This window comes from Epilithonimonas hungarica, assembly GCF_900102265.1.
GTDB classification, from domain to species: domain Bacteria; phylum Bacteroidota; class Bacteroidia; order Flavobacteriales; family Weeksellaceae; genus Epilithonimonas; species Epilithonimonas hungarica.
Genome location: NZ_FNBH01000001.1, coordinates 1 through 18,663 on the forward strand (window position 1 = coordinate 1; position 18,663 = coordinate 18,663).

Consider the following 18,663-nt stretch of genomic DNA (forward strand, 5'->3'; position numbering starts at 1 on the left):
CTTTTTCGGTGCTGCCATAATTAAAATTACTCTTTTTATGAAAACACTCCTTAACTTTTTAATATCTAATGTCCACTTTTCGCTGACGATTTACATCGGAAGAACAAAACAAAATAACCCATTCGATTAAGGTATTGAGTGATATATTAATTATGTGGAAAGAAGAAAAATTGGAATTTACCGATGAGGAAATAAATTCTCTTATCAAATCTTCTTTTAGTGATTCGTCAATTGAAAAAATTGCATCTTCAAGATCTGAGAATCTTCGGAGAAAAGATCAACTAGAAGAATTCCAATCAGTAGTGGAAGATATAAAACTTGCCTTTAAATTATATTCAGGGTTACAGTATATTATATTTTCCTATTATGTCTACTGTGAAAATGGAGAAATTCTTATTAAAGAAAATGCTTATAAGACTATAGAAGAAACTTATAGTTATTATATTTCAACAGCAAAAGAAATTGACCTTTATAATCGTCATAAAAAGATTATAGAAGAACTAAATTCATTGTCCGAGGATATCAGAAAAAATACGGGCGCAAGTACTATAACTTCTGCTTGGCTTGTGAATTATAATTTAGATGGAACAACGTTCGCTCCCTCCACGTTTAAATACGGAAAATAAAAAAACCTCTCAGAAATGGGAGGTTTTTAATTGTCATAAAACCCAAATTTATTGATTATTTTGCCTTTAAAGGTTGGAACTTCACGAATAATGGATCTAAGATGATGCAACTGAATATCTGTTAATTTATAAACCACTGCTTCAGGACGATTTCGCACAATTTCATCAAATTCTTTTTTATCCCGAATAACCATTTTTGTACAATCTAAATATGATTTATAGCTTAGGAATGGATAATCTGATGGATTAATTTCAATATTATACTTTACCAAAACTGGATTATTGTTAACATTTAAATTGATTTCAGAGTTTACATAAAATGAAGCGATTGAAACCTCATTTTCTGTCATGCCTAGTACAAAAAAATATTTTTTTTTAGGTGGGTCGGTATCTTCGACGAATAAATATAAAACATCACCAACTGAAACCATTAGATAAACTTTGAATTGATCAATTCATTGTAATGCATGATATATTTAATCATATTTTCGTCAGCGCCACCAGCTTTAGCAATTTTAATATCATCCATTGAGTAAATCGCATCTTTCCAAGCATCATCATGAGATTTATCCGAAAGATATCCGAAAGATTTTGATAAGTGCTCGTTAATAGAATTATCTAAGCATTCCATTTCTGATTTTGAAAATTCATCTTCATCGAAATTCACTTTAGCTATAATTTTATCTTCCTCAGAGATTTCAAAAAATGACTCGATATCAGATTTTGAAATTACTCCGCCTTTGCCCTGAACTGCTTTTATGATATCATAAATAGTAGAAGGCACGGGGCCATATTGCATTTTCATGTAAGTATCATTTGATATAGATGTTCCATATTTTGCCAAATGCTCTCTATCAGCAAAATAAAGAATCTTGCTAATTTTATGAGTGTCTAAAGCTTTTCCAGCTTTATTTAACACGTATAAAATAGGCTGAATGTATGTTTGCAAATGTTCTATAATCATTATAATTTTTTGATATCAAATACCTTGCAGTAAAGCTAATACATATAAATGAATTCTCCAAAAAAAGTCTGCAAAAGTAATTATTAATATTTTAGTACGCAATAGCATTAATTGCTATTTATCAACAAATATCGTGTCGCATAACGTCAAAACTTGACGTATTAAAATAAAATTTACATTGAACTTTACTGAACTATGATGAACTCTATTAAAACGATATAATATGTTGAATAATAATGTCTTATTTGATAAAGGGGTCAAAAGTTCAAAAGGTCTACTTATTTTTTTGCCGAATATTTCTAACTTTTAAAAGAAGTTCTTTCGAGGTTTTACAGGTTTCGAAGTATCTGTATAGGTTTTGGTTTCTTTTGACATTTTATGCAGTTATTAGTTAAGTAAATATAAAAAAATCCTTTTGGACATTAAAAGGATTTTCACACAGTTATAATTTACGTTCAAAACGTAGAACCTCATAAACGTCAACGGCTTCAAATAGATGCTCTTTACAGATACAGATAGGCTCAGTTTCGTGTTCTGCAATTACTGTAATAATCACTATGTTCTGTTATGGTTACAAAAAAAAGTCCTTTATTACCATTTTTATAGGTTAGATAAAATCTAGAGTTAAGCCTCGGATTTATTTAAATCACTTTATCAGCAATTACAACATCACCTGGTTGAAATGGTTTGCTAGTGTATTCGAATAGCGTCTTAAAAATTTCAATACGCAAAATATTTTTACCTGTATCAGTTTTATGAAAAGATTCTAGGGCAGTATCTAAATTTGAGTTAAGAAGGTAACTTAATGTTTTTGACAGTCAAAGCATTCATTTTAATTGAAATTTAATTAAGATTTGTTTGTAAACTGATAAAGCTATTTTGAAAAGCAATAGGTGTTAAGTTATGCTTTTGAGTAAGTTTTTCAACTGTTTCAATTAAGCCCGGTTTTTTCTCTTCAAATACCACAGACTGATAAATAAGTTTTTGTAAAAAATCACAGTTTTTACAAAATTCTTGTTTTGATATTTGGGTTGAATCATACATACTCTTGTTAATTTCATTTAAGAATGCGATTGCGCCGACATAAGTAAGTGGTTTTTTCATTGTAAATGGATTTAATGTTGTTTTTTTATTTTATTAATATCATGTTGGTTTGTAATTATGCTACTAAGTTGAATTTCTTAAAACATCTGAATGCATTTACTTCGGTGTCAAAGTAAGTTTGTACAGTATCATTTTTTTTGCGGTTGCCTTCGCCTATTTCTGGTAACATATCAGCTCTTAAAGTACCCCAGGCTTCGCGTACAGAACCATCTACTTTTTGAAAGTAGAATTTCACTATTTCAGTCTGCATCTTTTGCTGAAGCTTGAAGTTCGCCCAGGCCTTTTTTAAGCATTCTGAGAAGCTTAAACCGGTTTGCCTCAAGAATTGCCAAGCTGTTGACATTATCGTTTTTCTAAATGATGGTGTTGAGATTTTCATAATATTGTGGTATTTGATTGTTGTTAAATTAAATTGAAAAATTTTGCTTCTGTTTCGTTACATAAAGGGATTAAAATGCTCTTATCTTCATCTGTAAGCGTTGCAAGTTTGGCCTTCAGCTTATCTTTAAGATTTGACCAGAATTTGATTGAACTCATATCATTGCAGTATTGATAGTTAGTGTCCATTGCGTTGATATTTCTTGCTAACTTTTCGGCTCTTTCTTGAGATATTGTTTTCATTGCTTTGTATTTACTTTAACTAGTAGATTGTTACAATACATTCACAGATACTTTTAACGGTAGTGTACTTTCTTGAAGCATACTCGAAATGAGTTTCAAGCATTTTCTTTACGTCAGATTGATTATTGTACTGTAGTAATTTTGCTTCTACTCTTTTTAATAATGTTTCTGTTTTCATGATATTATACTTTAAGGTTTAATTTTATAATGCAATATTATACATAAATATTTAGTCACGCAAATTTTTATTAAACTTTTTTGTATGATTTTTTTGTTTTATATTAAACTTTAATGTTATATTTGCAACAAACAACGATGAATAAATGAAAAATTAACAATTGAAAATTATGTTGAGAATCAAAGAAATTTTGAAAGAGAAGAAATTAAGTCAAATTGATCTTGCTGAAAAATTAGAAATCACCACCGTCGGACTTAATAAAATAATAAATGGCAATCCAACTGCAGAAACGCTATTGAAAATAGCAGAGGCTCTTGATGTCGATGTAAAAGAATTGTTTATATCAACAAAAGATCAAGAAACAACACCTATTTACATTAAGGAAGGTGCTGGATTTAGCGAGATTGGAACCATCAATTTTGAAAAGTTCCATATTGCCTTAAATAAAGGCTAAATAAGGCTGATGGTTCTTTTTGGGTATAATATTACTCTATGAATTACAAATATTTTGGATATGGAAACCAATATTGAGAAATTACAACAGAAAAAAAATAGGCTATACAATGAACTTGAAAAGGTCATTAAAGAAATAGCCATCCAGGAAGATATACAACATCAGTTGCAAAATGGGGCGGGTGTGGGCAAAAAATCCCGCTCCAATTTTGAAAGAGAGATCAGGGCGAAATTCAGAATAGCCAATAATCTCTAGTGAGTAAGGAATTTTTAAATAGGAAAATTACGGAAAACAGTAAAATTGAAATTAATAAAACTTGTATTTTTAGGTTCTAAAATTACACCATGAAAAATTTTCTACTGATATTACTTGTAATATTCTCCAATGATGCATTTTCACAAGAAATAGATTCTCACGAACAATTTTTAACCAGCGTAAAAGAGTATAAAAGAGTAATTCAATATAATAGTACAGGATTATTTAGAGGCAATTGATGAATTATATCCAGCCTACAATAAGATATTAAATATGAATGAATTACCTTCAGTTTCCATACAAAAGGCTTTAATAAAAGATTATAGAGATAAATACTCATATCTATTCTATGATAAAGATTCCGGAAAAAATAATTTAATTGTCGGTCTAAAAACTAAAGAAGATTACAAGACATATTTAAGTCTTTTAACTGGATACCTAGAATTAAAAACTAGTTTATTTATTGATGACCTGATTGTTGAAAACAATAGAATTTATGATGAATATGTTCGGAAAAACTTAAAGAGGTTGAATATTAAAAAATTGGAATTTGATAAAATGTCAGACAATGATAAAGAAACATTATTGAAAATATTTATAGAATAAAAAAAATAGAAACACAAATGAAAAAACCAAACATAATTACTGTAGTTATGGCAATAATCGTAATGGTCGTAATTGCAATCTGTCTTGTCAAAATAACTAATTTTCCGAAAGGTATAAAAGAAGTAAATGATAGACAGAAGACAGCAGATAAAATTAGAAATTTAAAACCAAGATTCGTAATTTTAACTAATAATCTAAATTAATTATTATGCTATTAACAGATAACGAATACATGAAACTGCACAAAGTACTAATCATAGTATCTGACATAATCGCCGGAGGTTATAAAGGAGATAAAGACTTTGCCAAAAAAGCAAATGAAATGATACAAAATACAGATATAAGCCTCGAATTAGTTAAGAAGGTTGCTGCGAGATTGGAGTTAATCAAAAGATAAATGCAATTCCAAAATGTTTTTCATAAATTATGAATAGGCGAATTTTCTAATAATTTAGGCTAATGGCAAGAGGTAGAAAGCCAACTTTTCCGACAGAAATACACGATTTAAAATGTCTCAATATCAGAAAATTTAATGAAAAAGGATATTTAAAGCAATACCATTATACAAATGGAGAAATAAATTTCAGCTCATTAAATATTGATTTTGCTATGAAAATAGGCAAGAAAACTGGTGTTTTGGTGCTTAATTTCGGAGATTATAAGCAGATTATACAAATTGTATCAAAAAAATCAAATTTAGGTGCCGGATTAATATGGTTTTTTGAATGTTCAGAAACTGGCTTAAATGGTAGGAAACTATATTTACATAAAGGTAAGTTTGTTCACCGAAAAGGAGTACCTTATAATTATGCAGCTCAGAATTATGGCAAAAACTGGAGGTTTGTAAGGCAATTGTTTAGAAGGGAGCAAGGCTTGGATATACCGGAATACAAAAGAGAATACTATAATGGAAAACTAACAAAGAATTACTCGAGATTTCTAAAAGCTTTAGAAAAAACCTCTATAACAGCCAACGAGTTTAAGGAGTTTAGAAAGATAGTGAAACTTTAATACATTACTGATTGTCTCTATTTCTTATTACCGGTTCCAATCTGATGCATTCCTAAGTCGCTCTGAAGCTTTTCGATTAATATACCGCACTCAATATACGCTCTTTGATATTTATCAAGAGTTTCTTTTTTTGGATTGGTATTTATTTTCCCTACATACTCTTCAATAGTTGCTAAACTATAAACAGCTGTTTCAAGATTTTTTGAATCCTTTTTTATTTTATCACTAAGAAAAAGAGACTGCCTATTAATCGATTCCTTTAAATCATCAGTAATTGTAAACGGGGAAAGCTCCCCGATTTCCCTCCTGGAAAAATGAATGTTATTTTTAAGTTTTATAATATCTTTTTGAATTTTAGATACATCCTCGGCAAGACTCAGGTAGGCTTTCACTTTATAAGTGAATAGATGGTCTCTAATTTTATCTTTTTTAGAAAATCTATAGGTTAAAAATGATGCTAAGAATGCTGACAGCACAGGTATTAAATATTTTAAAAAATCTAGAAGAGAGCTCATGGTATTTGCGGCAGTAGAATTAGTCATATACGATAGTTTCCACAAATATAAATAGATTAATAATCAAAGGTAAAAAATATAATAGTGTTAACGTTTGCCTCCGATTCTGCTCCACAAATATATGGAGCAGGTTTTCAACAATTTTGTTGAAAACATCAATACTTCAATTTAGTTATAAGTCTATTGATAAATTCTTCTGTCTGTCTTTTAATTCATGTGGGGGAAAAGTTAACGGAACTAAATTTCGATTGGCTGAAATTAATCAAAGACCGTTTCCACAATTTTATGGAAAACCTGTTTAGGCATAAATCGCCAAATCGTTAATATAAAAGCCTTAATGTTGTAAAAATGTTGTAAGTATAAAATGAAAAAAGACCTACATTTCTGTAAGTCTTTCATTAACAAGCTCCTCTTGCTGGGCTCGAACCAGCGACCCTCTGATTAACAGTCAGATGCTCTAACCAACTGAGCTAAAGAGGAATGTTTCTTTTTGCTTTAAGCGTGTGCAAATATAGAAACTTTTTTAAAAACTCCAAAACTTTTTTTGAAACTTTTTTTAAATTTTTCAGCCCAAAGCTTGCACTATCAGCTTAACTATATCATTTCCAAATATTAACGCCATAAGCCCCAATAAGAAAATGACGCCCACCATTTGTGCGTTTTCCAAAATTTTCTGTGGCACTGGTTTTCTTGTGATGATCTCCCACAATGTAAACAATACGTGACCGCCATCTAAGCCCGGAATCGGTATCAAATTAAGGAACGCCAGCCAAACAGAGAACATGGCCGTAAAGCTCCAGAAAAACTCCCAATTGATGGATAAACTTCCGTCTTTGCTTTTGTCAACGTGCATATTGTTTACAATCGCAATCGGACCTCCTACTTTTTTATAACCTTGTATTTTTTTGTGGAAGATAAGTTTGAATTGCTTTACCTGCTTTGTCAAAGAAGCAATACTTCTGTCAAAACCTCTTGGAATCGCCTGTAAGAAAGTATATTTTTTTATTACCTCAGTTTTGTCAAGATAGCTTTGAGCGAGCTTTAAGTTTGGCGTAAAACCGATTTTGCCGTCTTTGTCAACATCTGAAATGATAGTCAAAGTTTGGTCATTTCTAACAACATCCAGAGAAACTTTTCCACCTTTACTTGCTTTAAGAATATCTCCGATCTGGTCATAGAATCCGATTTTTTGACCATTGATTCCAACTATTTTATCTCCTTTTTTCAATCCTGCTTTTATGGCGGGCATATTTGGAGCAAGACTGTCAACTACAGCCGGGAATCTTGGAGTGATATAAGCCTTAGCTTCATTAGCACCTAAGATGTGCGCAATTCCATCCTCATTCGGAGCAAAATCAACTTCTTTTCCATCTCTTAAAACCGTTATTTCATTACTCAAAAGAATATCAAGGAAACTATCTTCCAATCTTTCTTCTGGTTTGCCATCAATTTTTAAGATCTTATCACCGTTTTTGAAACCTAATAGCTGTGCTGGTTCAGAAACCGCGATTCCATTTTCGAATTTCGAATTATCGTGATAAGTTTCACCATTGAAGTAAGAAAGTGAGGAATAGATCGCCCAAGCCAAAAAGAAATTGACCGTCACGCCACCAAGCATAATGATCAATCGCTGCCAAGCCGGTTTTGCACGGAACTCCCAAGGTTGTGCCGGTTTTTTCAGTTGTTCGGTGTCCATACTTTCATCCACCATTCCGGCGATTTTCACATAACCTCCAAAAGGAAGCCATCCGATTCCGTACTTCACACCTTCGTGTTTTCTCCAATCCGAATCAGGGAGTGTAGAAATATCGATAGGCTGAAGAACTTTTTTTCCGTCTATTTCAACTTCTTCTTCAGTTGGGTCGTTTTTTGAAAGGAATCTATATTGCCATTTTCCATTGATTTTCTTCATTGCGAAGATGGAAAAATACGGATCAAAGAATAAAAAGAATTTGTCTACTTTGGTTTTGAACCATTTCGCAGGCAAAAAATGCCCGATTTCGTGTAAAGTTACAAGGATAGAGATGCTCAGGATAAACTGAAATATCTTTAATGCTAATTCCATTAATATGTTTTAAAATTATAGGTACGCAAAGGTAATCATTTCAGTCATAAACTGTACCAATGAAATATCTTTGTCAAAAAGTCATTAATTGTCGAAATATTAAATTTATTTGGGCAGCTAATCCGCCTTCCGCTCCCAATCTTTTTTGCAGGAAGATTTCACATTAAATAGAACTTTTGTAGAAGCAAAAAAGGATTCCGCTCAAACCTAACGAAGTGGTTCATCGATTCAAATAAAAGGATTTATCAAATTGAGATAAGTCGGGCTGCGAGATTCAACATAAAATAAGGTTATAATCACTATGTTTGTCATTCCGTAGATCTAACTAATGCTGTCGAGATTCCTACGGAATGACAAAAGAACTTTAAAAGATTTAAACCCCTTAGGTTAAAAAATTATTGATTGATTTTTACAACTTAAATCCTTAATTTTAAATCAAATTTAAAATGAAATTATGTCAAATATTCAGATGATAATAGAGGAAAGAGCGGCCGATATTGGTAACTTTTTGGTTGGTAGATTGCTGCCGTTCTCTCAGAAGAGAAGTGTTGGTCCATTTGTGTTCATCGACCATATGGGACCAGCTGCGCTCAAAGATTATGAAAATATGGATGTTCCGCCACATCCGCATATAGGACTTTCAACTTTGACTTTTTTGTTTGAGGGAAGTATAATGCACAGAGATTCCATCGGGACAGAAATCGAGATCAAAGAAGGTGCAGTGAATTGGATGACAGCAGGAAAAGGCGTAGCCCATTCCGAAAGAACCCCGGAATATCTGCGAACAACCGATAAGAATCTCCACGGATTACAGATTTGGGTCGCACTTCCAAAAGAACTGGAAACAATTGAACCTGAGTTTTTCCACATCAACAAAGAAGACATACCAAGCTGGAAAGACAATGGTGTAGATTACAAATTAATAGCTGGAGAAATCCTCGGCCGCAAATCTCCGGTTCCCGTTTATTCGCCGCTTTATTTCCTTGAGGTCAAAAATACGCTTCAGGAAGACAGAGAAATCATTCTCGGCGATTACCTTTTTGGAGAATCATCACTTTACATCTTGGAAGGGAACATCGAAAGCGAAGGCAATCTTTATAACCCAAAACATATTCTGATTGCTAAGGATTCCAAGCTTTGTCATTTTGTTTTGAAACCGAATTCCACGGTTTATATTTTTGGCGGAGAGCCGTTTCCAGAACCGAGATTCATCTATTGGAACTTTGTTGCCACTTCCAGAGAAATGATAGAAGATGCCAAAACAAGATGGGAAAACCACGAGTTCCCAAAAGTCATCAATGATGATGGTTATGTTCCGCTTCCACCACAGAATAAGAATCTTAAATTAAAAGAATAGATTATAAAAAGCATTCCGAAACGTCGGAATGCTTTTCTTTTTTCCAGTCATATTGTTTTGAAAATCAATAATGAAATAAAAAGTTTGTACATCTATATGTAACAACCATTTTTCTGAGTTGTCTTATTAATTAGAAAATCAATTATTTATATATGAAAAAACTAAATCTAATCCTACTGCTTTCTTTATCATTGAATGTTTTTGCACAAAATGTGAACGATAAAATAAAATCATTCGAAGACAATCTGTTCAGTTGGGATAAAACGAAAACAAAAAAATGGACCCTAAAAGAAAGAATGGCCTTCTACAATATGAATGCGGTAAGCATTGCGGTCATCAAAGATTATAAGATAGAATGGTCAAAAGCTTATGGTTATGCAGATGTTGCTGAAAACAGAAAAGCAACTCCGCAAACACTGTTTCAGGCTGCGTCTATCAGCAAAACTATCAACAGTCTCGGTATTTTAAAATTGGTGGAACAAGGAAAATTGGGTTTGGACGATGACATCAATAATTATTTAAAAACTTGGAAATTCCCATACGATTCGCTTTCAAAAGGGAAAAAAATCACCCTTGCAAATCTGTTGAGTCATAAGGCGGGTTTATCTGTTCATGGTTTCGGAGGTTATCAACAAGGAAAAGAATTACCTACCATAATACAAATTCTCGATGGACAAAAACCAGCCAATTCTCCTGCAGTTCGGTCTGTGTTTGAACCCAATCTCAAATTTCAATATTCGGGTGGCGGAACAACCATTTCACAATTAATTCTTGAAAATACTACAGGAGAAAGATATGAAGATTATATGCTGAAAAATATTCTTCTACCATTGGGAATGAACGAAAGTTCTCACAATCAGCCACCTTCTCAGGATAAAGAAAAATTACTTGCAACGGCTTATAATAACGGAAAAGAAGTAAAGGGCAAATATCATATCTATCCTGAAAAAGCTGCAGCTGGTCTATGGACCAACCCAAATGATCTGGCAAAATACATTATCGAAACTCAATTATCATTATTAGGTAAATCAAATAAAGTCTTATCAAAGGAAATGTCTGTAAAGAGAATTGAGAATAATTACGGAGTATTTATGAATGATTTCAAAGGCACAAAATATTTCAGCCATAGTGGTGGAAACGAAGGTTTTGTTTGCTACTATATTGGAAGTGTTGAAGACGGAAACGGTCTGGTTGTAATGACTAACGGTAATAATTTTAAATTAATCGATGAAATCCTTTTAAGTATTGCCAGTTTGAACCAATGGAAGAATTATCCTATTGAGCCTCAAAAAGAATCTATTGCTTTAACCATTAGAAAAGAATGTTTAAAAAATGTTGACAAAGGAATTGCATTGTACAAAGAACTGAAAAAGAATAATCCAAATGGCTATAACTTCGCCAATGAAAACGAATTGAACGAGCTTGGCTATGAGTTTCTAAGAGATAATCAATTAGATGCAGCACTTAAGATTTTCGATTTAAATGTCAATGAGTTTCCAAAGTCAGGAAATGTGTATGACAGTCGTGGAGAGGCTTATTTTAATAAGAAAGAATATGCATTGTCAAAAAACGATTATCAGAAATCATTAGATTTAGACCCTTCTAATAACAACGCGAAGGAAATGCTCTTGAAAATAGATAAGGGAAGTGGAAAATAAGATTATCAAAATCTATAAAGCAAAAAGCTTCTGAATTTTCAGAAGCTTTTTTATTTTTAAGCTTGATATTTAGAAAGAATAAGAAACTCCGAAGCTTCCGTTATTCCCAGCTTCTACAAAAGCGCCCCAGTTTTCTGTGAAAAAATATCTGGCTCCAAGATAAACACCCAAACCGAAATTTCTACCAGCAACCCCGACATTAACGCCAGGATAAATATCAAATTCCGAAGGTAAAGCTAATGCTTCCTGCAGGTGAAATCCAACACGCCCAAAAACGAAAGGATTGTCATCATCCTCATTGAAATAAACATTGGCACCACCACCAACAGAGATGAGGTTAGAAAGCCCATAATCATAACTTGCAGTAGGTCCGGTCCCAAATCCCCAAACATTAATTCCGGCTTGTGCCTTTTGGTCGCCAGCACCGGTCCAAGCTTGAGCATAAGATAAAACGCCGGCAAACAAACCAAGTGTCAATAGCAATTTCTTCATAAACTTATTTTATTAAATTTTCAATGGCTTCTCTACATCAAAAATAAAACCACAGTGTAAGAAGAACGACTGATAAAAGACATTTATTATTCTTGATGATTCTCCTTGCTCTGGTTTCCAAAAGAGAGTAACAGATAAAAAAGAAAAGGCAGGATAAAAATACTTCCCAAAAGAAGAGCCCAGCCCAAAGCTTCGATGGTTTTGGGAGCAGCACTGGAGTCAAATAAGGAAAGATGGGTTCCATTTGCGAAAAGAATGATGTTGGGGTTGTGCTGATAAGTGGCTGCCACCAGAATCATTACGATCTGAAAGCCTCCAAGAAACCTCACAAGGAGAAAGTTACTTCTTTTGATGGCCTCATTCGTAAAAAGAAGACTGATCGTCGCGGCAGTAATTACGATGATTCCTAAAGCTTTGGAAAATATCCATTTCAGTAAAGGGATATCAGAATAATAAGCACTTACAAAAACCAAAATCCCCATGGCAACTACATAAATAGCGGTTTCTCTCGATTTTTTTATCATAATTGGTAGAGCATCACTGAATCTGGCTTCGTGAAGGGAAAATAATGAAGCCAGATAAGCGCAAAGAGCTACTGTGAAAAACCCGACACAAACTCCGAAAAGATTTAGCCAGCTAAAAATATAAAGACCTAAAAAATCCTTCGCATCTGTATCGATGCTTCTGGAAATGGTTGCAGCTGCAATAATTCCTAAAAAGAAAGGTGTCAACAGACTGGAGTAATAGAAGATCTGTGTGTATATTTTTTGCCAGCTGTCATCTACCGCATCATAATTCCGAAAAGTAAAAGCAGTTCCCCTTGCAATAATTCCGATCAGCATTAAAACCAAAGGGATGTGAAGGTAAGTAGAAACAGTCGTATAAATGGTGGGAAATCCAACAAACAAAATCACAACTGCAATGATCAGCCACATATGATTAGCCTCCCAAATAGGAGCGATGGATTTGGACATGATCTTTTTCGTTTTGTCACGGTAAGATCTTTTAGAAAACAACTCGATGATTCCTGCTCCGAAATCTGCGCCTCCTGTGATCACATACAAACAAATTGAAACCCAAAGAAATGCAATAACTACGTAGATCATAATTTCTTGTTTTTAGGATTATAATTAGGGTCAGTTGGATCGTATAACTTCGGGACCATCTTGATCTGGCGAAGCAATAAGAAAATGATGATCAATGATAAAGATATGAAAATCAATGTAAAAAAGTAAAATGAATACTGGATTCCCGGCATTGGGGTTACTGCATCTATGGTTTTCATGATTCCGTAAATGATCCAAGGCTGTCTTCCAACCTCTGTTACTGTCCAGCCTGCTTCCAATGCAATATATCCAAATGGGATTGCCGCAACGAAAGTTTTCAGATACCAAGTTTTCGTAAGCCAATCTCTTTTCCAAAAGTTGGCGATGAGGTACAGAAACCCGATCACCATCATCACACTTCCGAAAAATATCATGATCTGAAAGGCATAATGAACGACCGCAACCGGAGGCCAATGGTCTTTCGGAAAATCTTTGAGCCCTTTTACTTCCGCATCAAAGTCGCCCCAAGCGAGAAAGCTTAGTACTTTAGGAACTTTTATGGCATATTTTATTTGTTCATTTTCTTCATCAGGAATACCTCCAATTACAAAACTAGCTCCTTTTTCGGTCTCGAAATGGGCTTCCATTGCGGCCAGTTTTATTGGTTGTCTTACGGCAACAGATTTGGCAGCGATATCACCACTGATAGGAGCCAGCAAAGCTCCGATAATCGCAAATCCGGCAGAGATCCTAAACGCTTTTGTGTGGAAATTGACGTTTCGTTTTTTTAACACCATTAGAGCGTGGATCCCAGCCACGGCAAATCCGGTAGCAGCAAATGCGGCAACAGTCATGTGAAAAGCCTGTGGAAACCAAGCTTCGTTGAACATTGCTTTTATAGGGTCGATGTTCAGATATTTTCCATTGATGTGATCGAAACCAGCCGGACTGTTCATCCAGGCATTGGCAGCAACAACCAGAATCCCCGAAGCCAATCCACTCACTCCGACTACAACGCCACAGAACCAGTGAAACCATTTATTGAATTTTTCCCAGCCATAAAGAAAAAATCCAATGGCAATGGCCTCAATGAAAAAGGCAGTTCCTTCCAGGGAAAAAGGCATCCCAAAGATAGGACCGGCATGTTCCATGAATTTTGGCCAAAGCAGACCGAGCTCGAAAGACAGCATCGTCCCAGAAACGGCACCTGTTGCAAAAAGGATTGCCACCCCTTTGCTCCATGCTTTTGTAAGCCCTTTATAGACTTCGTCTTTGGTCGTAAGATATTTGTAATGTGAAAACGCCATTAGAAAAGGCATCACCATCCCGACACAGGAAAATATAATGTGAAACCCGAGAGACACAGCCATTTGAGACCTGGCGGCTAGAAAATCATCCATAATCCCTATTTTGATTGTAAAGTTAAGTTTTTTATGTTTAGATTCTCTTCTAAAAAGGGAAGAGAAAAGTCATATTTCTAAAACTAAAAAATAATGGAAAATAAAATTCCAAATCATAGTTAATTGTTTTCTATCAACTGATGTTGCAAATGTATTATGGTGATACGACAGAAGTTGACGTGTTATTTTTTTATTTTGGATTTTTTTATGAAAGGCACATGAAGTTTTAACAGGTCACTGGTTTTGTTTTCCCGCAGATCTCCATGATCTGGGCAGATCTATTTGTTTCTATGATTTTATGTTAACATAATATGGAGTTTGTATATCCCATGTATATCCATTCTATATCCAATTTATATCTATTCTATATCCGTTGTATATCCCTTGTTCGATGCTCGTTCGATGATTGTTGTCAAATGTTATCTTTTTATAAAAAAATGCTATTAAATCCATTTAACATAATAAAAAAGCATGGAAAATATTTTGGATCCAGTAAAAAAACAATTAATTTTAGGAAAAAATAAAAAGCGACACGTTTTGTCGCATCTCCTTGCTATCATTGCATCGAGAGAATAACAATTAAAAAAACTCATAACATGAAAAGACTCAGCATCGGCTTGGGCATTCTTGTCCTGTGCCATGTCCATGCCCAAAAGGTGAGCGGTCATGTTCCAAAGTTAGTGGTAGATATGGTTTTAAATTATAAATTATTGAAAATCAAGTAAAGTAATAAATAAAAAATTTAGAAAACGGGGGTAGATAAGTCTATCCTCGTTTATTTTTAAAGAAAAAACATATCGCAAATGATTGAGTGTCATAACAGGTGTAACAGAATTAGTGATGAGAAATAATCCTCGAAAACGCTATTCTTTTTCTCAAGACAATAGTTACATTATGTTAAAAAACTAATTGAAATCAACTGGCTAATTTTTCTTAAATTTGCAGGTCTTATTAGAGTTTCTAATAAGGTTTATTTAAATTTAAAAACCTTAAAGAATGTTACCAAAAATAAATCCAATCCAAACTTCTGCATGGAAAGCTCTTGATCAGCAATTTGCCAATAACGATTTCGAATTGAGGACGTTGTTCCAATATAACCCGAATCGTTTCAAAGAGTTTTCATTAGAAACAGAAAACTATCTTTTCGATTATTCTAAAAACTTAGTGGATGCTAAAACGCTGGAGTTATTGTTGCAATTGGCTGAAGAAACGCAGTTGAAAGAAGCAATCGGGAAAATGTTCTCGGGTGACAAGATCAACGAAACTGAAGGAAGGGCTGTTCTTCATACAGCCTTGAGAGATTTTTCTGATAAAGAGATTTTGGTCGATGGAGAAAACATCAAACCTGGAATCAAAAAGGTTTTGGAACATATGAAAGCCTTCTCAGAATCCGTCATTTCTGGTTCTCATAAAGGATTTACAGGAAAAGAGATCACGGATGTCGTAAACATCGGCATTGGAGGTTCTGACCTTGGGCCAGTGATGGTTTGCTCGGCGCTTAAGCATTTCAAGACAAGACTGGATGTTCATTTCGTGTCCAATGTGGATGGGAATCATATGGCAGAGGTTGTAAAAGACCTAGATCCGGAAACCACTTTATTCATCATTGCTTCTAAGACTTTTACCACTCAGGAAACCATGACCAATGCCAATTCTGCAAAAGAATGGTTCCTGAAATCGGGTGCTAAAAATGAAGATGTTGCAAAACATTTCGTAGCACTTTCTACCAATATCGATGCTGTAAAAAATTTCGGAATTGCAGAAGATAATATCTTCGAATTCTGGGATTGGGTTGGCGGTCGTTATTCACTTTGGAGTGCCATTGGATTAAGCATCGTTTTGTCTGTGGGTTATGATAATTTTGAACAATTATTAAAAGGTGCGAACGATACAGATGTTCATTTCCAAACCAAAGATCTCAAAGAAAATGTCCCTGTTTTGATGGGTGTTCTAGGGGTTTGGTATCGAAATTTCTATGCAACAGGAACTTATGCGATTTTGCCTTATTCCCAGTATCTTGACCGTTTTTCAGCTTATTTGCAGCAAGGCGATATGGAAAGCAACGGAAAATCTGTAGATAGAAATGGCGAATTCGTGGAATATGAAACGGGACCCATCATCTGGGGCGAGCCAGGAACCAATGGTCAGCATGCTTTTTATCAACTCATTCATCAGGGAACGGAATTGATTCCCGCAGATTTCATCGCTTATGCAAAATCTCCGAATGAAGTGGGTGAACATCAGGATATTCTTTTGGCCAACTATTTTGCACAGACAGAAGCCCTGGCTTTTGGGAAAACAGAAGATGAGGTTTTTGCTGAGTTGAGATCATCTGGCAAGTCAGAAGAGGAGGTCGAAAAATTGTTGAATTACAAAATATTCGCTGGAAATACACCAACCAACTCATTCCTATTCAAAGAATTGACACCTTTTACATTGGGTCAGCTGATCGCATTGTATGAGCACAAGATCTTTGTTCAGGGTGTGATCTGGAATATCTTCAGTTTTGACCAGTTTGGCGTGGAACTGGGAAAAGTTTTGGCAGGAAAAATCCTTCCGGAACTGGAAGCAGAAGGTCAGGTAGAAACACATGACAGCTCTACGAACGGATTGATCAATTTTTATAAATCAAACCGGTAAAATATAACTATCGTGTTGGGAAAGGAACACGGTATTTTCAAATAAATCTAAAAAGTAAAAAGAAAGAAAAAATGGCACAAATTCTAGATGGACTCAAAGTCTCAAAAGAGGTAAAAGCTGAAATTAAAGAAGAGGTTCAAAAAATTCTTGCCAACAATAGAAGAGCGCCACATTTGGTTGCGATTTTGGTTGGGAACAATGGCGCAAGCAAAGCTTATGTAAATAGCAAAGTGAAAGATTGTGAGGAAGTTGGATTCAGTTCTTCGCTGGTCAAATTTCCAAGCACCGTTTCGGAATCGGAATTATTGGAGAAGATCGATGAGCTGAACAAGTCAAAAGCTGTGGATGGTTTTATAGTCCAGTTGCCTTTGCCTAAGCAGATCGATCAGGAAAAAATCATTATGGCCATCGATCCGAGAAAAGATGTAGATGGTTTTCATCCAGAGAATTTTGGAAAAATGGCTTTGGAAATGGATACTTTTCTGCCGGCAACGCCATTTGGAATTTTGACACTATTAGAACGGTATAATATCGAGACAAAAGGTAAGAACTGTGTGATCATCGGGAGAAGCAGGATAGTTGGAAAGCCAATGAGCATCCTGATGGGAAGAAAAGATTTTCCGGGAAATTCTACGGTGACGCTGACGCACTCTTACACCCAACATATAGAGGAATATACAAAACAGGCAGACATTGTAATAACTGCTTTGGGAGATCCGAATTTCTTGAAAAAAGAGATGATCAAAGATGGAGCAGTTATTGTAGATGTAGGAATCACAAGAGTAGATGATGATTCTGAAAAAGGATATCATCTTGCGGGCGATGTAGATTTTGAAAGCTGCGCAGAAAAAGCAAGTTGGATTACACCGGTTCCCGGAGGAGTTGGTCCAATGACGCGGGCAATGCTGATGAAAAATACCATTATTGCCTATAAAACTTCGGTTTATAATGACTAAGGAAGAAGAAAATATTTTATTAAATGAAGGTAAAATGCTCCCCGTAATGGAGCATTTTTACACTATTCAAGGCGAGGGATACCACGCTGGGAAGGCGGCGTATTTCATTCGTCTAGGTGGATGTGACGTGGGCTGCCATTGGTGCGACGTAAAAGAAAGTTGGGACCCAAAGCTCCATCCTTTGATGAATACTGTTGAAATTGCAGAAACGGCAGCGAAATATTGTAAGACGATCGTTCTTACAGGAGGGGAGCCGTTGATGTGGAATCTCGAAATCTTAACTTCAAAACTGAAAGAATTGGGTTGTACGATCCATATTGAGACTTCCGGGGCTTATCCCATGAGCGGCCATCTGGACTGGATCACGCTTTCTCCCAAGAAAACAGGTCTTCCTTTGGAGGAGATCTATTCCAAGGCAAGTGAACTTAAAATGATCATATTCAATAATAATGATTTTAAATTTGCTCAGGAACAAGGTGAAAAAGTAAATGGCGACTGCGAGCTTTATCTTCAGAGCGAATGGAGCAAACGTGATGCGATGTATCCAAAGATCACAGATTTTATATTAGAGAATCCAAAATGGAGGTCTTCTATACAAACACACAAGTATCTTAATATCCCTTAATTTTTATCAATGAGCATATTTTTTTAGTTATTTTGATTCAAATATTGCTAGAAAATAGAAGCTTATGATAAAAAAAACTAATTTAGCTTT

The 18,663-nt window shown here is 34.6% G+C and carries 21 protein-coding genes and 1 tRNA gene; 11 read left to right on the plus strand and 11 right to left on the minus strand.

The genetic code is table 11. The features are described 5' to 3' along the window. Positions 1–152: 152 nt before the first annotated feature. A complete protein-coding gene (locus BLT30_RS00005) occupies positions 153–626 on the plus strand; it encodes a hypothetical protein (RefSeq protein ID WP_089870318.1) in 474 nt (157 codons plus the stop codon). Positions 627–652: 26 nt separating this feature from the next. Here BLT30_RS00005 and BLT30_RS00010 read toward each other — a convergent pair whose 3' ends face one another. From BLT30_RS00010 to BLT30_RS00030, 5 genes are all read right to left on the minus strand, one after another. Further along, positions 653–1,057, minus strand: a complete 405-nt coding sequence (locus tag BLT30_RS00010) for a hypothetical protein (protein ID WP_089870319.1) — start codon at positions 1,055–1,057, stop codon at positions 653–655. Next, positions 1,057–1,590 carry a Panacea domain-containing protein gene (locus BLT30_RS00015; RefSeq protein ID WP_089870321.1) on the minus strand — a complete coding sequence of 178 codons (534 nt, stop codon included), beginning with the start codon at positions 1,588–1,590 and terminating at the stop codon, positions 1,057–1,059. The genes BLT30_RS00010 and BLT30_RS00015 overlap by 1 nt, the downstream gene beginning before the upstream one ends. Positions 1,591–2,433: 843 nt before the next feature. Then, positions 2,434–2,694, minus strand: coding sequence for a hypothetical protein (locus tag BLT30_RS00020; protein ID WP_089870323.1), 261 nt, complete (start codon positions 2,692–2,694; stop codon positions 2,434–2,436). Between the two features lie 55 nt (positions 2,695–2,749). Then, positions 2,750–3,073, minus strand: a complete 324-nt coding sequence (locus BLT30_RS00025) for an SH3 beta-barrel fold-containing protein (RefSeq protein WP_245707078.1) — start codon at positions 3,071–3,073, stop codon at positions 2,750–2,752. 23 nt (positions 3,074–3,096) lie between these two features. Then, a complete protein-coding gene (locus tag BLT30_RS00030) occupies positions 3,097–3,315 on the minus strand; it encodes a hypothetical protein (RefSeq protein WP_089870325.1) in 219 nt (72 codons plus the stop codon). Between the two features lie 347 nt (positions 3,316–3,662). On the opposite strand from BLT30_RS00030, the gene BLT30_RS00035 reads away from it, so the two are divergent. The 5 genes from BLT30_RS00035 (at position 3,663) to BLT30_RS00060 (ending at position 5,819) form a co-directional block, all read left to right on the plus strand. Continuing rightward, on the plus strand, positions 3,663–3,947 hold the full coding sequence (locus tag BLT30_RS00035) for a helix-turn-helix domain-containing protein (RefSeq protein ID WP_089872802.1): 285 nt from the start codon (positions 3,663–3,665) through the stop codon (positions 3,945–3,947). A 60-nt stretch (positions 3,948–4,007) separates the two neighbouring features. Continuing rightward, a complete protein-coding gene (locus BLT30_RS00040; RefSeq protein WP_089870327.1) occupies positions 4,008–4,202 on the plus strand; it encodes a hypothetical protein in 195 nt (64 codons plus the stop codon). 273 nt (positions 4,203–4,475) lie between these two features. Continuing rightward, positions 4,476–4,808, plus strand: coding sequence for a hypothetical protein (locus BLT30_RS00045; protein WP_089870329.1), 333 nt, complete (start codon positions 4,476–4,478; stop codon positions 4,806–4,808). A 17-nt stretch (positions 4,809–4,825) separates the two neighbouring features. Then, complete coding sequence (locus tag BLT30_RS00050) at positions 4,826–5,011, plus strand: hypothetical protein (protein WP_089870330.1); 186 nt, start codon at positions 4,826–4,828, stop codon at positions 5,009–5,011. 256 nt (positions 5,012–5,267) lie between these two features. Further along, the gene (locus tag BLT30_RS00060; protein ID WP_089870334.1) at positions 5,268–5,819 is read left to right on the plus strand and encodes a hypothetical protein; all 552 of its coding nucleotides are present in this window, start codon (positions 5,268–5,270) and stop codon (positions 5,817–5,819) included. 17 nt (positions 5,820–5,836) lie between these two features. On the opposite strand, the gene BLT30_RS00065 is transcribed toward BLT30_RS00060, so the two are convergent. The 3 genes from BLT30_RS00065 to rseP form a co-directional block, all read right to left on the minus strand. Then, a complete protein-coding gene (locus BLT30_RS00065; protein ID WP_089870335.1) occupies positions 5,837–6,361 on the minus strand; it encodes a hypothetical protein in 525 nt (174 codons plus the stop codon). Between the two features lie 379 nt (positions 6,362–6,740). After that, positions 6,741–6,814, minus strand: a tRNA-Asn gene (locus tag BLT30_RS00070). A gap of 85 nt (positions 6,815–6,899) precedes the next feature. Continuing rightward, entirely contained in the window at positions 6,900–8,399 is a 1,500-nt protein-coding gene (gene rseP / locus BLT30_RS00075; RefSeq protein WP_089870337.1) for an RIP metalloprotease RseP, read from the minus strand. A 454-nt stretch (positions 8,400–8,853) separates the two neighbouring features. Between rseP and BLT30_RS00080 the strand changes: the two genes are divergently transcribed. After that, on the plus strand, positions 8,854–9,756 hold the full coding sequence (locus BLT30_RS00080; RefSeq protein WP_089870339.1) for a pirin family protein: 903 nt from the start codon (positions 8,854–8,856) through the stop codon (positions 9,754–9,756). A gap of 152 nt (positions 9,757–9,908) precedes the next feature. Next, positions 9,909–11,414, plus strand: coding sequence for a serine hydrolase domain-containing protein (locus BLT30_RS00085; RefSeq protein WP_089870341.1), 1,506 nt, complete (start codon positions 9,909–9,911; stop codon positions 11,412–11,414). Between the two features lie 69 nt (positions 11,415–11,483). Here the strand turns inward: BLT30_RS00085 and BLT30_RS00090 are convergent, their stop codons facing one another. The 3 genes from BLT30_RS00090 to BLT30_RS00100 all read right to left on the minus strand — a co-directional run bounded on the left by BLT30_RS00090 (position 11,484) and on the right by BLT30_RS00100 (position 14,352). Continuing rightward, the gene (locus tag BLT30_RS00090; RefSeq protein ID WP_089870343.1) at positions 11,484–11,906 is read right to left on the minus strand and encodes a DUF6646 family protein; all 423 of its coding nucleotides are present in this window, start codon (positions 11,904–11,906) and stop codon (positions 11,484–11,486) included. An 86-nt stretch (positions 11,907–11,992) separates the two neighbouring features. Beyond that, complete coding sequence (locus tag BLT30_RS00095; RefSeq protein WP_089870345.1) at positions 11,993–13,012, minus strand: cytochrome d ubiquinol oxidase subunit II; 1,020 nt, start codon at positions 13,010–13,012, stop codon at positions 11,993–11,995. Continuing rightward, on the minus strand, positions 13,009–14,352 hold the full coding sequence (locus tag BLT30_RS00100; RefSeq protein WP_089870347.1) for a cytochrome ubiquinol oxidase subunit I: 1,344 nt from the start codon (positions 14,350–14,352) through the stop codon (positions 13,009–13,011). The genes BLT30_RS00095 and BLT30_RS00100 overlap by 4 nt, the downstream gene beginning before the upstream one ends. Positions 14,353–15,348: 996 nt before the next feature. Between BLT30_RS00100 and pgi the strand changes: the two genes are divergently transcribed. The 3 genes from pgi to BLT30_RS00120 all read left to right on the plus strand — a co-directional run bounded on the left by pgi (position 15,349) and on the right by BLT30_RS00120 (position 18,573). Then, on the plus strand, positions 15,349–16,992 hold the full coding sequence (gene pgi, locus BLT30_RS00110) for a glucose-6-phosphate isomerase (RefSeq protein ID WP_089870351.1): 1,644 nt from the start codon (positions 15,349–15,351) through the stop codon (positions 16,990–16,992). A 71-nt stretch (positions 16,993–17,063) separates the two neighbouring features. Next, on the plus strand, positions 17,064–17,948 hold the full coding sequence (locus BLT30_RS00115) for a bifunctional 5,10-methylenetetrahydrofolate dehydrogenase/5,10-methenyltetrahydrofolate cyclohydrolase (RefSeq protein ID WP_089870353.1): 885 nt from the start codon (positions 17,064–17,066) through the stop codon (positions 17,946–17,948). Beyond that, on the plus strand, positions 17,941–18,573 hold the full coding sequence (locus BLT30_RS00120) for a 7-carboxy-7-deazaguanine synthase QueE (protein ID WP_089870354.1): 633 nt from the start codon (positions 17,941–17,943) through the stop codon (positions 18,571–18,573). The genes BLT30_RS00115 and BLT30_RS00120 overlap by 8 nt, the downstream gene beginning before the upstream one ends. Positions 18,574–18,663: the final 90 nt, after the last annotated feature.

Coding starts and splice junctions, on each gene's coding strand:
- BLT30_RS00065 (WP_089870335.1), bottom strand. CDS start 6,361: ATGACTAATTCTACTGCCGCAAATACCATGAGCTCTCTTCTAGATTTT.
- BLT30_RS00050 (WP_089870330.1), top strand. CDS start 4,826: ATGAAAAAACCAAACATAATTACTGTAGTTATGGCAATAATCGTAATG.
- BLT30_RS00115 (WP_089870353.1), top strand. CDS start 17,064: ATGGCACAAATTCTAGATGGACTCAAAGTCTCAAAAGAGGTAAAAGCT.
- BLT30_RS00045 (WP_089870329.1), top strand. CDS start 4,476: ATGAATGAATTACCTTCAGTTTCCATACAAAAGGCTTTAATAAAAGAT.
- BLT30_RS00095 (WP_089870345.1), bottom strand. CDS start 13,012: ATGATCTACGTAGTTATTGCATTTCTTTGGGTTTCAATTTGTTTGTAT.
- BLT30_RS00020 (WP_089870323.1), bottom strand. CDS start 2,694: ATGAAAAAACCACTTACTTATGTCGGCGCAATCGCATTCTTAAATGAA.
- BLT30_RS00085 (WP_089870341.1), top strand. CDS start 9,909: ATGAAAAAACTAAATCTAATCCTACTGCTTTCTTTATCATTGAATGTT.
- BLT30_RS00040 (WP_089870327.1), top strand. CDS start 4,008: ATGGAAACCAATATTGAGAAATTACAACAGAAAAAAAATAGGCTATAC.
- BLT30_RS00035 (WP_089872802.1), top strand. CDS start 3,663: ATGTTGAGAATCAAAGAAATTTTGAAAGAGAAGAAATTAAGTCAAATT.
- BLT30_RS00010 (WP_089870319.1), bottom strand. CDS start 1,057: ATGGTTTCAGTTGGTGATGTTTTATATTTATTCGTCGAAGATACCGAC.
- BLT30_RS00080 (WP_089870339.1), top strand. CDS start 8,854: ATGTCAAATATTCAGATGATAATAGAGGAAAGAGCGGCCGATATTGGT.
- rseP (WP_089870337.1), bottom strand. CDS start 8,399: ATGGAATTAGCATTAAAGATATTTCAGTTTATCCTGAGCATCTCTATC.
- pgi (WP_089870351.1), top strand. CDS start 15,349: ATGTTACCAAAAATAAATCCAATCCAAACTTCTGCATGGAAAGCTCTT.
- BLT30_RS00015 (WP_089870321.1), bottom strand. CDS start 1,590: ATGATTATAGAACATTTGCAAACATACATTCAGCCTATTTTATACGTG.
- BLT30_RS00030 (WP_089870325.1), bottom strand. CDS start 3,315: ATGAAAACAATATCTCAAGAAAGAGCCGAAAAGTTAGCAAGAAATATC.
- BLT30_RS00100 (WP_089870347.1), bottom strand. CDS start 14,352: ATGGATGATTTTCTAGCCGCCAGGTCTCAAATGGCTGTGTCTCTCGGG.
- BLT30_RS00120 (WP_089870354.1), top strand. CDS start 17,941: ATGACTAAGGAAGAAGAAAATATTTTATTAAATGAAGGTAAAATGCTC.
- BLT30_RS00005 (WP_089870318.1), top strand. CDS start 153: ATGTGGAAAGAAGAAAAATTGGAATTTACCGATGAGGAAATAAATTCT.
- BLT30_RS00025 (WP_245707078.1), bottom strand. CDS start 3,073: ATGAAAATCTCAACACCATCATTTAGAAAAACGATAATGTCAACAGCT.
- BLT30_RS00060 (WP_089870334.1), top strand. CDS start 5,268: ATGGCAAGAGGTAGAAAGCCAACTTTTCCGACAGAAATACACGATTTA.
- BLT30_RS00090 (WP_089870343.1), bottom strand. CDS start 11,906: ATGAAGAAATTGCTATTGACACTTGGTTTGTTTGCCGGCGTTTTATCT.